Source organism: Sphingobacterium sp. InxBP1, from assembly GCF_026191775.1.
GTDB classification, from domain to species: domain Bacteria; phylum Bacteroidota; class Bacteroidia; order Sphingobacteriales; family Sphingobacteriaceae; genus Sphingobacterium; species Sphingobacterium thalpophilum.
In genome coordinates this window covers 523,202-538,340 of sequence record NZ_JAINDX010000047.1, presented here as the reverse complement: position 1 = coordinate 538,340, position 15,139 = coordinate 523,202, and the positions used below count along the sequence as shown (strand labels likewise).

Below are 15,139 nucleotides of genomic sequence, written 5' to 3'. Positions count from 1 at the left end.
AAGCCACATCTCCGGATGTGGCTCTACAACATATATATTTTGACTAAACGCCTAGTTACTAAACGAATGGATTGATTTGGAGACTTTCCAGCTGTCGCCTTCGCGCACCAAAGTCACCAGGTCGGTCTTGGTGAAATTTTCAAATTTCAACGTCACTTTAGCGACCATATAATCTGCAGACTCTTCGAGAATGTCGGTGGCCACTTTACAGTCCAGCTGCTCTCCTTTTTGCTTTTTGAAGAAGTTAACAACCGCACTACGTCCATTGGTAGCTGCGTTAGCCTTCTGGCTGAAATCTTCAGCAAATAGCTGCTCCACACCTGCCGACTCGCCTTCGGTGGTGACCGCAACGTAATGGTCAAGGGCGAAGTCTGCTGTAGAAAGGTTAACGTTTGCTTTTGCGGACTTTGAACCGGGTCCTTCAGCGGCCATAGTGAATGTGGATACTGCGATTAAAGCTGTTGCTGCGAATGTTTTTACTAGAGTTTTCATAATGTCTTTATTTTATATTGTTAGTTTTAGTTCTTATTTGTTGACTCAAAACTACAACACAATAGACCCCAGGCCTATAGGCTTTAGACTAACAGCCAGGAAAACTCGGTGAATGGTGGAAATGGGGAGGTAAAAATAAATCCTGATATTTACCGGACAAAGAACTAGACGGATAACCTATGCGGTGGTTTAAAGCTAATTACTCCCCCAGTAGCGGTGGAGAGCTGGTGAAGATTTAAGGTCTATTTTCTAGGATCGCTTCTACTTTAGGCTCTATTATTTTAAGCATCCTTTCAAATCCTACATCTGTTGGGTGCGTGCCATCCACTGTTCCTTCGGAATCATCACCTATTAAATGGTCCGTGGGTATATAATACAAATTTTTATAACCTGCCTGCAGCAATCTCTCATACTGTAGCTTAAAATTTTTATTCTGCTCGGTCGACCGCGCACGCCATTTTAAATTATAATTGCCGACCTGACGGGTAATGCTCTCGATCAGCAATATGGGTAACCGGGGATGGGACCGACGGATCCGTTCCACAAAATTGAACGTTCGGTCCCGGACTTCCTCTGGGCTACTGTTTGGTACACAATCCATGATGAGCAGGTCCATAGTATCAATGTCACACAGCATATCGGCCACAGCAGGCTCCATCCGCGCATTGCCGCTCACGCCCATGTTGATCACGCTGGCATTCAGCCGACGCCCCAATTGTGCTGGATAAGCTAATCCCGGACGGCTTGCGGAAGCTCCATGGACAATGCTGGAACCATAAATCACGACCTTTTTAGCAAATGACTGTTTGGTACCAACAAAGCTGGCTTTGTCATCAATAATCAGGTCAAAGTCCAATAGCTCTTTATATAGCGGAAAATAAACAAGAAATTCTTTTTCTGTTTTGGCCATATCTTCAACCAGCGTAGCTTTACTTTCTGCCAAATTTAGATCGGGACGAGCTACTCCTGCAAAGCGCCATCCGCTGGCTTCTTTTACATATACATCAAAACCCCGCGACATAATCGGCGTAGAATTATTGCCTAACACTGCATCGACCGTCTTCCAGCGTAAAGATAATTTGCTCGTATTGCTTTTAAACGTAATAAACATTCCTGCAGCATGGGTATATAATTTCTTTACCGCAGCAGGAAGCTCCCTGTACTTCGCTGTATCTATACGATGAAATTTTGGCGCATTTTCAAAAGCTCTTCCCTGCAGCTCAAATTTAGCAGACGAAATAACCTGTTGAGCGTAAATGGAAAACGAGCCATAAACAAAGAAGAGGAAAAGAAAGATAATTGTCTTTTTTTTCATGATGTTTCAATTAATAGCAATCATTATAACTTAATAGCAGCCATCTCATCTTACCCATGAGATGGCCGTCTACCTATAAAAGTATCGATTTTTTATTTTACGGTAAATACCGTGGCGACAGCGCGTTCTCCTTCATGGTCAAACTTTCCATTATCTGAAGGATAGTTGACCACACCTTCACCCTTCACCCAGGCTGTGGAGGAACCGCCGCCATCATAGTTTAATGCGGACGTGCAGCCCAAGGCGGCCATCAACTGGCCCAGCTGGGGAATCGTCAGTCCCTGTGACTGCGACGAACGTCCATCGATAACAGCTACGATCAGCTTATTGTCCTTGGTAAGCCCCACTGCTGTACGGGGATGTCTGCTGGTATTGAAATCTACGTTCAACTGCTCCAGCACCTGACCATTCTGCATCAATAAAGGGCCGCCAGCCAGTGCAGCTGTAGCGCTCAGGGTACCCCAACCACCTGCTGGCTTCGGCACGATCTGATAGCTTTGCCCGGTAAAGGTAAATGCGCCATTTTCACGGTAGCTATTAAATCCGTTCACCGTCTGGTTGATTACCTGGCCATCGTATTTGAAAAATACGGTTGATCCGCCCGTACTGGTATTAAAGTAACTGCCGTTGAATGCCACCAAAGCGCCCTTGGCCGTGGCAGCAGCACTTGTTTTTAGAAATCCGGTCTTCACATAGGGAATTTCCAGCTGCCTACCTTTCTTCAGATCGATCTCAAATACATTAACATATTGTTTGGATTCAAATATCCGCGGGAATTGGTAATACTTCCACACCACACCATCGGCAACCGTTTTTGTATTCCAGGCAGCCGTATGGATAATCTCCGCCAGGTCTTCTTGCTGGGGAATACTGTAATCGTAGGGCAGCTGCGTTCCGCCTTCATTTTTCTTGCATGAAATAACAAGAAAAAGCAGCAATAAGCTGTATATAAAATTTCTTTTCATCTGTTTTTACTTTATTTCACCGATCCACTTTAACTTTAATGGAACCGCTTTTTCAATTGTTTTTTGGTCAATAGTGCATACGGCAGACTCCATATTTCGGTAAAAGATGACCTTATTTTCTCCCGGCAGCAATCTTGCCGCACTGACATTGCCCGCACCCCAACTATAGGGCCAGTTGGCAAAATAGTGTTGCGGCACGGTTTCCCGGACATACTGAAAGGCCTTTCCTTTTCGCTCCGCCAATAGCACTTTGTCCTTTCCGATCAATACCAATGATTTTCCCTGGATATACCCTGCATTGATTTGGTTCCAGTTCAATGTGTCTGGCAGCCTCAGCCATTCCTGAATAGGCTGTTCGTCCAGTACCTTATAGTCTTTTTTTGAAACTTTACGGCAATAGCCGCTAAAGAGGATGTACCATGCAGCCGGCTCATCGATATATATCGGCGGATTAAACTCTGAGCTCCCTTTCAGAAAAGGGAACAGCTTCTCCACCGGACTGACGCTATAGCTGGTGTTAGCAGCATCCGTTGTATAGATGATATCCTGCGTCAGGTAACAGGTACTGTCTTTTTTTGTCCATACCGCTTCCGGCGTCAGCCAGGTGCCTTTTAATGTAAAAAGGTGGTTGTCATCGTAAGCGTTAAATATTCCGGCATAATCAAGACGGTCTTCCTTTTTGGGCTGTATAGCGCCTTCAATAAAAAACTTCGCTGTCACCCCATCGTATTTTTGCAGGCGGGCAGCGACAGCAATCGCATGCCAATGGTCGGAAACAACATACACTGTATCTCCTGGCTGCATGATCCGCTCGCCAGCGTTATTTTTTAGGCGCCTGCTAAAAATATAATTCTGCACTGTCGTCTTGGAGTTTTCCTCCTTGAAGATCAATGCCGCAGGCACCCCTCTGCTGACCAATTGCAGCGCCATGGACGACGCTTCGCAAATCTTGGAACCGTGTGCACCACAACCTCCAGACACCACAATAGCATCCATCGGCCGGATACGGTAGAGCTGAGCAGCAACATCTACCCGCTGGGCCAGTACCTCAGGATCGGCTGAACCCAATAATAGCAGGATATTCTTGTGCTCAGCAGCCCGGCTGTTGCCTAATACAAGAAGGATAAGGATAAATAAGCAGCTTAATTGTTTCATCTTATTTCACTTTTGCGCCCATCCAGCTGGAAGAACGCGGGTTATTATTGATATCTTGTTGCATGCGACTATCGTCCAATGCCGGCGTGTATTTCTTGGCAAGCTCCAGCAGTCCGGCTGAATTTAGACCATAGCTCATGGACGGATTTTCGGCTCCGATAGGTAGATAATCTGGATTCAGCATGGTCGCAGGTTCAAAACTTACTTTTGGAACAATGCTTCCATCAGCGCCATACACCGCTTGCGCAGCAACCGTGTGCTGTATCCTTGGCACGACAGCAATGTTATCTGAATAGGCATCAACATCGGTAGAACTGCCCGCCTGGGTATTGCCTGATACAATCGAATTGATCAAAGTCAGGTTGTTGACATTGCTGCGACGATAGACCCCACCGCCGGGACCAACAACGGTATTCTTGGTAATGGTTGTACTGATCACGTCTGCCTGACTATTATCATACAGCATCAGTCCGCCGCCGCCATTGGCTGATGTGCTCGAATTTTCAGCCAGCAGGCAATTAACAAATATCCCTTTTGACTTTTCACGCAGATAAACGCCTGCTCCATAGGATGTATTTGAATTGCCGATCACCTCACAATTATAGAGTGTAATAGCTGCATTTGGATAGGCGTGCACGCCCCCTGCGGTGCCTTTGGCACTATTGTGATTAAACTGGCTATCGTAGGCAATCAGTGAACCATCGGCGATCCATAGTCCGCCACCGTTATTTCCGCTGTTGCTATTATTGTTGATGCGACAGTTTTCCAACCTGAGCTGGGCACCTGCAAATGCGTAGATGCCGGCAGCAAAACCTGCGGTCCCCTTATCTGCGGTCGCTTTATTGTCGACCACATCCACATTTTTGAGCAAGACCCTGGCCATGCCAATCAACATACCGCCCCCTTGGCCACGGCTGAATTTGACGTTATTGATGGTTGTACTCGCACTACGATCGGTGGCATTTCCCCCTCTGATGCTGATGTTTTCAAGCGTCACCTGATTTTCAGGATCCGCGGTCGCCGTCACCGTGACGGTGTGGAACACCGATTTTCCGCTGGAAAGCTTTCCCTGAAAGATGGTTTTATACAAGGCCGGATTGGGCTGATCTCCAGGTTTGGCATTGGCCGCATATCCGCCGATCAGGCTGATATTTTTTGCGATCTCTATGGTTTTGTCCGATTCCTCATTCACATCACCATTGCGAATGGTCCGCGTTGGAACATAGGTTCCCTCGGCCAGGAATAACGTACTGCCTGTCGTTGCTTTTTCGAGTGCCTGATCGAGGTCAGTAGCACTACTCCAGGAACTGCCATCCCCTTTGCCTGCAGGAGTCACATAAAAAACGGGCACTTTTCCGGATTCCTGCAAGATCAAGATCTCCTGCGATAGATTATCGTTCAGCCTGAGCAGCAAAGTCGCCGAACGTTCGTCTTCCGAATTTTTATCAACAGAAAACCGAATCTTATTTTTCCCCTTGGGATACACGGTACTATCGAGTTTGATCCAGTCTTTGTCGCTGCTTACGGTAACGGTCGCATTTGCCAAAATGTCCAATTGATAGGTATCGGCCCTACTGCCGACTTCCATATAATCCCGATCGATCAGGAGCCGCTGCTCACTCTCGACTTTATCTTTTTTACAGCTCTGTATGCCTAGGGCATACAAAAGGACCATAAAAATGTATAACGATTTTTTCATTATAATCAATGTTTTTTGAACCTACTTATTGTTTTGTGTTCCTATAATTCTGCTGCAGCTGACGGTAACATTGGACCAGCTGCATTGTCGTTTCATAATGACACTCAAACATGAATACACCTTTATATTTAATTTTTTCCAGTGTGGCCAATATGGTATTCCAGTCATTCTGACCTTTGCCATTACAGGGTAAATAGTGACTTTCCTTGGTTCCATCCCCATCCGCGACATGCAGTGTCTTGACGCGCGCCCCAAAAGCCAAGAGCAGGCGCTCGGGATGCGCAATATGGTTCATATCGACGGCAATGCCGACCTGATCAGGAAAGCGCGCGAAAAGTTCCTGACATTCTTCCACGGTCCGCAGCAGGGGCCGCTCCCGCTCACCCACCGTCAGCGAAGGCCCCAGCATATTTTCGATGACGAGCTGCCGCCCAGCCTTAGCCACTGCCGGGTACAACTCCTTGACAGAACGTACCAGCTGATCCTTCCGGGCCGCACGTTTGTTGGGCTCGAGGTAATAGGAAGGGTGAAACAGGATGACCTGCGGATGAAGACGGTAAAGGCCTTCCAGCAGCTGCAAATGCATACGGATCACCTGCTGCCGCTGCTGTTCGTCCAGCGCAGAGATATCTATTTTGGCGGAAAAGGGCATATGGACAGACCATACCTTCACCGCGGCTTTTTTCAGTACAATGGCCAACGAATCGCATTTAAGCAACCATTCATGCTGTGGAATCTTTAAACTGAGGTCTGCATTGACAAAGCTTCCGAGCCCCGCGATCTCGATATAGTCCATACCTGCTGCTTTGTCTGCCTTTAATTTTTCCAATGCTATCTTCCGGATATCGAGCGAGTAGCCAACGGCATAATCAGGTCCACCCTGTTTTTGACAGTAGGTATATCCGGGGATCAATAGACAACAGAGGATCGCTATAAAAATAAGTTGTTTCATGTTATCGGTATAATTTCTCCCATTCAGGATTTTGTTTCAAATTTGGGTTTAACTGGATATCTTCAATCGGGATCGGTGCATAGTAATCGCGTTTTTCATCAAACTTACCTCGTTGATAAAAGGGATCAAGTGAGCCTTTATTGGCGTTCTGGGTATTTGAAACGGGGTCCCAAAGTGTCCGCTGATTGATATTGATCAATGTGGTCACCGTACCCGGTGCACCCGATGTATTGCCTGTATGGACATACACATCGGCCTTGCCATCCCCTGTAAAATCATAGGCTCCAACGCCGGGAAAATAAACCCCGACAATAGGCTGATTGAGTTTAGATCCGGCCTTCCAGCGCATTAAGTCATCCCAGCGCTGCCCTTCGTTGAACAATTCGATCCGTCTTTCGCGCCGTATTTCCAGCAGAACGCCCCTGAATGCACCAGCATCGACATTGGGATACATGGCCAGCAAATAAGGATCGGGGTTAGCATTCGCTTCAGCGAGGGATAGCATCGGCATGCCCGCACGGCTACGCAGCTTATTGACCGTCAGGTCGAGGTCACTTTGGCTGATGGTCCCAAGTTCGGCTTTCGCTTCGGCATGGATCAGCAGTGCCTCCGCATAACGGAATAAGATGACATCAAAATAGGAGGCCGATACGCCCCATTGCAATTTATCAGGCAACGCCTTGATCAGACGGTAGCCTGTCGTGGTGATCGTCAAGTTGACAGGCTCATTTGCTGTTTCTCCATTAGCACGGAAGTCTGGCCCTGCAGTTGTCTGTGTAAGCCTTGGATCTCTATTTTGCATTTCCTGATAGAACTCCATGGTCTTGTAACCCGATCTATCGGTAAAGCGGCTCCCATCCTTCATCAGATAGCTATTGATCATATCTTTGGCGATACCGTAGGCTCCTGAAGTTGCTGAGGTAAAGGAATAGCCAAGGCCATGAACACGCATACCCAGTTCAAAATCAATGGCAAGAATAGTCTCCACCTGATCCTGATTATTGCGGGCGAACAGATTCCGATAGGCTTGATCTGCTCCCCCCTGGCTGTACAAGGTATAGGCTCCACTATTCATCAGTTCGGCCGATGCGCTGACCGCCTCATTCAGGAACTTTTCATGTCCCGCGATCTGATGGTATTTTCTAAATGTTCCTTCAAAGAGCGCCACCCTGGCTTTCAGCAGCAGTGCCGTGTATTTGGTGATCAAGTTAAGCTGTTTTTCGGCTGGTATATTTTCGATCGCATAGTCCAGGTCAGCCATAATGGAATCCATCACCAGCTGCCGTGAGTCCCTGGCCTTGAAAAGGTCTTCATCTTTGGCGCTCAGCACCTTTCCATACCAAGGTACGTCACCAAAAGTTTTCACCTTATCGTAATAAAAATTTGCTCTAAAAAAACGGGCTATGCCACTGTATTTTTTTTGTGCCGCAGCGTCGGGAACTTTATGATAGTTGGCCAGAAAATAATTGATCTTGCGCAACTGGCTCCAGGACCAACCGCCCGAGCCGCTTCCCACGGGGACAGTTCGATTGCCCTTGATCCGGTCGGCCACCGTGAGGGGGATCATATTGTCCGAACTCCCATCGTTTGTATACCAGGATTCATTGGGCAGAAAGGTGTAAAAATCATTGGTGGCAACCTCCAGATCCTTTGCTGTATTGAAAAAATAGGGTGCTTCCACCTGGTCCTCCGAAGGACGGTCCAAATAATCTTTCTGACAAGCTGCCAGCGATAGTAAGATCAACAGACCAAGTAGTTTATAGGTGTTTGTTGTAAGTTTCATTATCATTGCGTTGTCGAGTATTAAAGCGTAAGCATTAAACCAAAAGAATAGGTTTTACCCATGGGATAGTCCCGCAGCAGCCCCCGCTCCGAGGAGTCCGCAGGATCATTGGCACTTGCGGGCGAATTATAATTGATCATTGCACCTGCCTGTTCGGGATCTATATACTTGGTCAGATTGCCAAAGTTCCAGGTCAACAGATTCTCGCCACTGAAGTAAAACCGCAGTTTTTCAACTTTATAGCGCCGTGTCCATTGCTGTGGCAGGGTGTAGCCCAACGTAAAATTTTTCATCCGCAGGAACCCGACATTGGTCAGGTAATAATCGTTCAATTCATATAGCGACCTTCCGCTCTGCAAGGACGAGTATCCCCGATAGATCTGTGGATACCTATTCGCTTTCTTGTCCGGAGTCCATGCATTATCTACCAGGTCTTTACGTACAAAGGAAAGATATGGCCGCTGATAGGAACCCCAGTATAAATCCCCTGTCGGGTACCAATCCTGTTTGGCAACACCAGCAAATGCCGCCGAGAGATCAAAATTATTCCAGGAAGCACTCATATTGATACCAAATGGAAATTTCGGCATGGCATTGCCAATGGGTTTAATATCACCGTGGTTGGCAAGCGTGTTGTCGCCTTTGTCGATACGGCCATCACCATTGAGATCTACGTATTTCACATCGCCACCGCGCAACATATTCCACTCACTATTTTGCGATACACTCAGAATATCGTTATATACTTTAGAGAGGGACAATTGCGGGTCCTGGAAACTATTCTGGTAGCTCAATGCCTCCGCGTCGGACTGAAACTGTCCGTCGATATGGTATCCCCAGATCTGCCCCAGTACCTGTCCTTCGTAATAGGAACTCAACAAGCCCTGTGGATTATTATATTTCGTAATGATCCCTTTAAAATTGGTGGTATTCACAGCGATGTTGAAGCGAAAGGGTGAACCGGCAAGGTCAAACTTGTCCTGGTAGCTTACCCCCACTTCAAAACCTTTATTACGCAAAGCAGCGTAGTTTTCACGGGGTTCATTAGCTCCAAATACTGCTGGAAGCGGCTGTCCCGGGAGATACATGCCTTCGACATCTTTCTGATACCAGTCAAAATTGACATTTAGCTTGTTCTGGATCAGTCCAAGATCAACACCGAAGTCAATGCTTTTGGTCCGTTCCCAGGTGACGACGTTCGGCAATGGTGCCGGCGTACTTGCCCCAATAAGACGGGAGCCCCCATTTAGCCAGGCCAACTGCTGCACGGTCATCAATTCCTTAAAGGTATTGACCCCTACAGTCTGGTTGCCGAGCTTGCCATACGAAGCTCTGAGCTTTAAGGTAGGTACAGTGCCTTTGATCGATTCCCAAAAGTGCTCACGATCCAGCTGCCAACCTAATGAAACTGAGGGGAAAAATCCCCATCGGCTCCCGCTAGGAAACCGTGATGAACCATCATACCGTGAATTTATTTCCAGCAGGTATTTATTGTCGTAGGCATAATTAAAACGGCCAAATACGCCCTGAATAGCCCAATTTTCAGCTGTGCCGCTCAGGCTGTACATGGAAGTCCCCAGCGCCAGGTTGGAAAGATCCTCGATCAGCAGGTCGTCCATGGCTCCGGCGATACGGTCCCGGTCAAAGGATTCCTGATTGTAGCCCACCAATAATTTGAACTGATGCTTCTGCGCCACATTTTTTTCGTAGGTCGCAAACAGGTTCATCGCGTTATACTTGTCTTTCCAGCGGTATTCTGTCAGACGGTTGAGGCCGGCAGTTGTATAATTGAGTTTGTTGCCCGAGTAGTAACTGAAGGGGTTGAGGCGTGTGCTCCGTGAAAAGTTTTCGATACGGTTGCTATAATCAAAATTTACCTGTAGGCCTTTCAATGGCTTGAGCAGGACACGGAAGGTATTGGTAAACTCTTCACTATTGCGTACCTCCCAGCTTTTTCCCGATTCCAGCCCTGCATTGGCTCCCTGACCGCCAGTACCCACACCGATATCCGTTGGAATACCATCGACAAAATTAGGGTAAAAAGGCATCAGATTATACCAGGTCGTCGTACTCCAAAGCCCCCCCAGACCATTGCTGTAGCCTCCATATTCTTTATCCTTTTCGTTGATGAACTGCGTATTGTTTGAAATTTCCAACCAGCTGCTGGGTGTGAATACCAAATTGGATTTCATATTCTGGCGGTCCATATTCGCATCGTCATTGATATTATTGATCGTTTCGCGTTTAAATACACGGCCGGAGAGATAGGCTTTCAACTTTTCACTGCCACCTGAAATGGCGATATTATGGAAGTTGGAGGGCTGATATTTTTTAAATAGGTAATCCCACCAGTTGGTCTTATAGAAAAACTTATAGGTTCCGTCTGCCTGCTTCTCATGAAAGGGCGCAATCTCCCCTGCAGCTACCATTTTGATCGCTTCCCAGTCCATTGCATTGTAACGTGTATAGGAACTGCCGTTATAACCATACAGTGCAGCATCTACTGTTTTCCCGTAGACATAGGGATCGGAGATATAGTCGGTACGGGAGGCCGGTGTAGTCCAGGCAAAATTATTGACATAATCCACCTTCACTGTCCCTGCCTTTCCTTTTTTTGTGGTCACCAAGATGACACCAAAAGCACCACGGGCTCCATAAATGGCCGCCGAAGCGGCATCTTTCAGCACAGAAACACTTTCAATATCATTGGGGTTGACCCGAGTAATATTCCCTTCGATCCCGTCGATCAATACCAGCGGGCCGCCCTCATTGATGGAATTGAATCCCCGCACATTGATATCGGGTGTCTTGGATGGATCGCCGTTGTTGAGCTGGATATTCAAGCCGGGCATAAGTCCCTGGAGCGTACCTGCAATGTTCGCACTTGGTCGTAGCGCGATATCATCCGCATTGACCTGCGACACGGCACCCGTCAGATTGGCTTTTTTCTGCACACCATATCCCACGACGACCACTTCTTCCATTGCATTGATGGCGGGCTTCATGGTCACATGCAAGGTTGACTGCTGTGCCAGCGCCATTTCCAGCGGCTCATAGCCAACCATCGTAAATACAAGTATGGCATCACGGCTGCTGACCTGGATCTGAAAGCTGCCATCCTCGCGACTGAGCGTTTTCTCCTTTTTGCCTTTTTCACTGATAGTAACATTGTCCAACGGCCGTCCCTGCTCGTCTTTGACAAACCCTTTGACCGGGTACAGCTGCGGAGCCTCCGTAGCCGACGCCTGGCCAACAGCCTGATCCGTTCTTTTGTTCAAGACAATATTTTTATCCGCTTTGACATAAGATAACTGCAGCTGGGCCAATAGATCTTTCAAGGCTTCTTCAAAAGAGATATTGTGGTAGCTGACGCTGATACGGTCGTCTTTTGCGATCAGCGATTCGTTGTAAAAAATGTTGTATCCACTTTGCTTCTGCAGTTCTTTCAGGACCGCACTCACCTTCACATTGTTCCGCTTCAGATTGACGGTCTGGCCGAAAGAAAATGCGTGCAGCTGTAAATTGGCAGCGAACAAGAGAGGAATTGCTAATGACAATTTCATAGAAATTGGTATTTTCTGGGATCTTACCTGACATAATAGGGTCGGTCCGATCAATTTTTTTTTATTAAATTGCATTCGGTTGAGATAAAATTTAACGGTTTTACTATTCATCCATGTCGAGAAAAAGACAAAACTTTCAGGGGCGTTGGCGCGCTCCTGATTGTTATATATGCTTCCCTTCTCATCAGCGTTAGTTTAGCACATATATCCTCCTTCCTTTACGTTCGAAATGTACGCCACCGGCGAAAGCAATTGTTTTCAATAGTTTATCGATATTTTCATAGCGGGAGATAGTCCCCGAGAAGTGCTGTCCCTGCAGCTTGTCTCCGTAACTGATCTCGACATCATACCAGCGAGCTACCTCGTCCATGACCGTTTGAATGGATGCATTATCAAAGGCGAAATTTCCATTTTTCCAGGCAAGGCTATAGAACGGATCCACTTGCTCCTTTTTCACATTCCTGCGACTTTTATCGAAAACGACCTGATCATTGGGCGCAAGGACTTGTTCTTTTAGGGCAGCATCGGCAAAAGAGAGCTTGACTTTCCCTTCTACCAACGTGGTAACGATGTGATCACCAAAACTCTTGATGTTAAAGTGTGTTCCCAGGACCTCGAGTGTCTGTCCTCCACTTTGCACAATAAAAGGTACCCTTTTGCCTTTAACATCCATTTTAGCCACTTCAAAATAAGCTTCCCCTTCGAGCTGCACCGACCGCAGCTTCGCATCAAATTTTACGGGATATTTGATCTTACTGCCTGCATTGAGCTGCACAAGACTTCCGTCAGCCATCCTGAGCGTATATTCCCCGCCCCGGGGCGTAATGATGGTGTTGTAGACGACGCTACTTGCCTGTGACCTGCTGTCCTTGAGCCGATAGCTGATTTGACCTTTATTATCTTTGGTAATCAAATATTCCCCTTGGTCAAGTACCGTATCCGCACGGAGCAAACTGAGATCGATCTGTTTTCCATCTTCAAGTATGATCATGGCTTTATCTGAGCCCGGTACGATCGACACCTTAGACAGCTGCTCTTTCGGTTGTGTTTCCTCGGTATAAAAGTTGTAGTAGCCCCATAGCACTGCACCGCATAACGCAAGAAAGACTGCCGCAACCTGCCACCAATTTCTCCTGAAATTAAAATGTCCATCTGTCGTCCTTTGGGGAGTAGATGCCGATGTTGCAATTCGGGGATCGGCCAATATATTTTCCAGCATCCGGTGCGGATCAGGGTATGCTGCGGGCTGTACCGGGTACGAGTTCTCCCGCCAGACTTTCTCCCAAACCTGAAGAAATACGGGATCATCCATTAATTCCTGAAGCTGTGCCCGTTCTTCTTTACTGGCTTGATCAGCAAGATATTTGCGTATTAATTGGCTGTATTGTTCAATTTGGTTCATTCCTTTGGATCGATTTCAACTACATAATCGCGCGAACCCTGAAAAAGTACCAATAGAAAAATATTTTTTTTTTGAAAAGGATTATAGATGCCGTTTTTTACCCCCCGGGATTGCTAAATGGGCTAATAAAAAATCGAATGCAAACTCAAGCTGCTTACAAAAAAAAGATAGACAGGATTTTGTCCAGCTTGAACCGGACAAATTTCGAGGCGAGGCTGAGGTGATTGCGCACCGTATTTTTGGAGAGTCCTTCCTCATCGGCAATTTCCTGATAAGATTGGTCTTCAAACTTGCTCCGTCGGTAAATTGCCTGCTGCTGTGGCGGCAGTTGTTCAATAATGGATTCTAGGATGACCTGTAGCTCTTTGCCCTCCAATTCATCCTGCAGCGAAAAGGAATTTTCAAGCCAGGTGTGCTGAAGCGACTGCAGATAATTGGACCGGACCAGCGATTTGCGGAAATTGGATATGGCCATTCTTTTTGAAATAGCAAATAGAAAGGGGAAAATGGCTTCCGGACCGGAAAGCTGCATTCTTTTTAAATAAAATTCAATGAAAACTTCCTGTGTGACCTCCTCTGCATCACTATCGTTTTTACAGAGCTGCCTGACTTTAAAATAGATAATCGGCTGATAATAATTAAACACAACACCAAAAACAGACTGATCCCCAGCTTGTAATAAGAGGAAATCATCCATTGAAATGGAAATATGTTTCAGCCCAGCGATCATGAATTCGGTATATTTAATTGATGCAAATTAACCTAACAGATGTTAATTTCATATAAAATTAACATTAATATCCATAATATCGAGCTTTGTCGCGCTATAAAAAAAACAGAGCTTTCCAGCTACATTGATTGCTGTCACTGCTTGAAATAAGGTTGAACTTTCACATTTCACTGGTATTAAATTAAGATAATGTATAGTGCTAGCCCCTTATTATATTCCGATTGATTCTCTCTTTTTGACTGATACGTTTTATTTTTTCATGGAACAAAAAAAATCACGCTATTAAAACTATTTCAAAGTAGCCGTTGTTCTTACTATACAAAACGGCTACAAGCTCCTTTCGAAAGAAAGGTTCAACATAAAATTGGCGTCGTACAGTGAAAATCCAATAGTATTCAAACACATTGGATGACGAAACAAAAAAGAGGAAACGATAAGAAACATAAAAATTACTGTACAGAACAACGCCAAGAGAAAGGGTCTGATCAACATCAGGCCCTTTTGACGTAAAAAAGCCACATCTCCGGATGTGGCTCTACAACATATATATTTGACTAAACGCTTAGTTATTAAACGAATGGATTGACTTGGAGACTTTCCAGCTATCGCCTTCGCGCACCAAAGTCACCAGGTCGGTCTTGGTGAAATTTTCAAATTTCAACGTTACTTTAGCGACCATATAATCTGCAGACTCTTCGAGAATGTTGATGGCCACTTTACAGTCCAGCTTCTCTCCTTTTTGCTTTTTGAAGAATTTAACAACCGCACTACGTCCGTTGGTAGCTGCGTTAGCCTTCTGGCTGAAATCTGCAGCAAACAGCTGCTCCACGCCTGCCGTCTCGCCTTCGGTGGTGACCGCAACATAGTGGTCAAGAGCGAAGTCTGCCGTAGAAAGGTTAACGTTTGCTTTTGCGGACTTTAAACCGGGTCCTTCCGCGGCCATAGTGAATGTGGATACTGCGATCAGGGCTGCTGCTGCGAATGTTTTTACTAGAGTTTTCATAATGTCTTTATTTTATATTGTTAGTTTCTTGTTTCTTTTCTAATTGTCGTAAGGACATCGATTTGTTGCATCATTTCCTT

Annotated in this window: 11 protein-coding genes; all 11 read right to left on the bottom strand. The window is 46.2% G+C overall.

Features of this window, described 5'->3' with window-relative positions; all coding sequences use genetic code 11:
* Nucleotides 1–51: 51 nt before the first annotated feature.
* Nucleotides 52–492, bottom strand: coding sequence for a nuclear transport factor 2 family protein (locus K7A41_RS17845; RefSeq protein ID WP_265714761.1), 441 nt, complete (start codon nucleotides 490–492; stop codon nucleotides 52–54).
* A gap of 235 nt (nucleotides 493–727) precedes the next feature.
* Nucleotides 728–1,807 carry an SGNH/GDSL hydrolase family protein gene (locus tag K7A41_RS17840; RefSeq protein WP_265714760.1) on the bottom strand — a complete coding sequence of 360 codons (1,080 nt, stop codon included), beginning with the start codon at nucleotides 1,805–1,807 and terminating at the stop codon, nucleotides 728–730.
* A gap of 92 nt (nucleotides 1,808–1,899) precedes the next feature.
* Entirely contained in the window at nucleotides 1,900–2,772 is an 873-nt protein-coding gene (locus K7A41_RS17835) for a phosphodiester glycosidase family protein (RefSeq protein ID WP_265714759.1), read from the bottom strand.
* A 6-nt stretch (nucleotides 2,773–2,778) separates the two neighbouring features.
* Nucleotides 2,779–3,927 (bottom strand): YdcF family protein, encoded by a 1,149-nt coding sequence (locus K7A41_RS17830; RefSeq protein WP_265714758.1) that lies wholly within the window; start codon nucleotides 3,925–3,927, stop codon nucleotides 2,779–2,781.
* 1 nt (nucleotide 3,928) lies between these two features.
* Complete coding sequence (locus tag K7A41_RS17825) at nucleotides 3,929–5,626, bottom strand: right-handed parallel beta-helix repeat-containing protein (protein ID WP_265714757.1); 1,698 nt, start codon at nucleotides 5,624–5,626, stop codon at nucleotides 3,929–3,931.
* Nucleotides 5,627–5,651: 25 nt separating this feature from the next.
* On the bottom strand, nucleotides 5,652–6,578 hold the full coding sequence (locus K7A41_RS17820) for a sugar phosphate isomerase/epimerase family protein (protein WP_051607347.1): 927 nt from the start codon (nucleotides 6,576–6,578) through the stop codon (nucleotides 5,652–5,654).
* 1 nt (nucleotide 6,579) lies between these two features.
* Nucleotides 6,580–8,361: a RagB/SusD family nutrient uptake outer membrane protein gene (locus K7A41_RS17815; RefSeq protein WP_265714756.1), complete on the bottom strand. Its 1,782-nt coding sequence runs from the start codon at nucleotides 8,359–8,361 to the stop codon at nucleotides 6,580–6,582.
* A gap of 20 nt (nucleotides 8,362–8,381) precedes the next feature.
* Nucleotides 8,382–11,924: a TonB-dependent receptor gene (locus tag K7A41_RS17810; RefSeq protein WP_265714755.1), complete on the bottom strand. Its 3,543-nt coding sequence runs from the start codon at nucleotides 11,922–11,924 to the stop codon at nucleotides 8,382–8,384.
* A 190-nt stretch (nucleotides 11,925–12,114) separates the two neighbouring features.
* Complete coding sequence (locus K7A41_RS17805; protein WP_051607348.1) at nucleotides 12,115–13,326, bottom strand: FecR family protein; 1,212 nt, start codon at nucleotides 13,324–13,326, stop codon at nucleotides 12,115–12,117.
* 154 nt (nucleotides 13,327–13,480) lie between these two features.
* A complete protein-coding gene (locus K7A41_RS17800) occupies nucleotides 13,481–14,023 on the bottom strand; it encodes an RNA polymerase sigma factor (protein ID WP_160169556.1) in 543 nt (180 codons plus the stop codon).
* Nucleotides 14,024–14,618: 595 nt separating this feature from the next.
* Nucleotides 14,619–15,059: a nuclear transport factor 2 family protein gene (locus K7A41_RS17795; protein ID WP_265714754.1), complete on the bottom strand. Its 441-nt coding sequence runs from the start codon at nucleotides 15,057–15,059 to the stop codon at nucleotides 14,619–14,621.
* Nucleotides 15,060–15,139 lie beyond the last annotated feature (80 nt).

Excerpts from the sequence above, each read along its gene's own strand:
- K7A41_RS17800 (WP_160169556.1), bottom strand. The coding sequence starts at position 14,023 with ATGGATGATTTCCTCTTATTACAAGCTGGGGATCAGTCTGTTTTTGGT.
- K7A41_RS17835 (WP_265714759.1), bottom strand. The coding sequence starts at position 2,772 with ATGAAAAGAAATTTTATATACAGCTTATTGCTGCTTTTTCTTGTTATT.
- K7A41_RS17805 (WP_051607348.1), bottom strand. The coding sequence starts at position 13,326 with ATGAACCAAATTGAACAATACAGCCAATTAATACGCAAATATCTTGCT.
- K7A41_RS17795 (WP_265714754.1), bottom strand. The coding sequence starts at position 15,059 with ATGAAAACTCTAGTAAAAACATTCGCAGCAGCAGCCCTGATCGCAGTA.
- K7A41_RS17820 (WP_051607347.1), bottom strand. The coding sequence starts at position 6,578 with ATGAAACAACTTATTTTTATAGCGATCCTCTGTTGTCTATTGATCCCC.
- K7A41_RS17845 (WP_265714761.1), bottom strand. The coding sequence starts at position 492 with ATGAAAACTCTAGTAAAAACATTCGCAGCAACAGCTTTAATCGCAGTA.
- K7A41_RS17810 (WP_265714755.1), bottom strand. The coding sequence starts at position 11,924 with ATGAAATTGTCATTAGCAATTCCTCTCTTGTTCGCTGCCAATTTACAG.
- K7A41_RS17830 (WP_265714758.1), bottom strand. The coding sequence starts at position 3,927 with ATGAAACAATTAAGCTGCTTATTTATCCTTATCCTTCTTGTATTAGGC.
- K7A41_RS17840 (WP_265714760.1), bottom strand. The coding sequence starts at position 1,807 with ATGAAAAAAAAGACAATTATCTTTCTTTTCCTCTTCTTTGTTTATGGC.
- K7A41_RS17825 (WP_265714757.1), bottom strand. The coding sequence starts at position 5,626 with ATGAAAAAATCGTTATACATTTTTATGGTCCTTTTGTATGCCCTAGGC.
- K7A41_RS17815 (WP_265714756.1), bottom strand. The coding sequence starts at position 8,361 with ATGAAACTTACAACAAACACCTATAAACTACTTGGTCTGTTGATCTTA.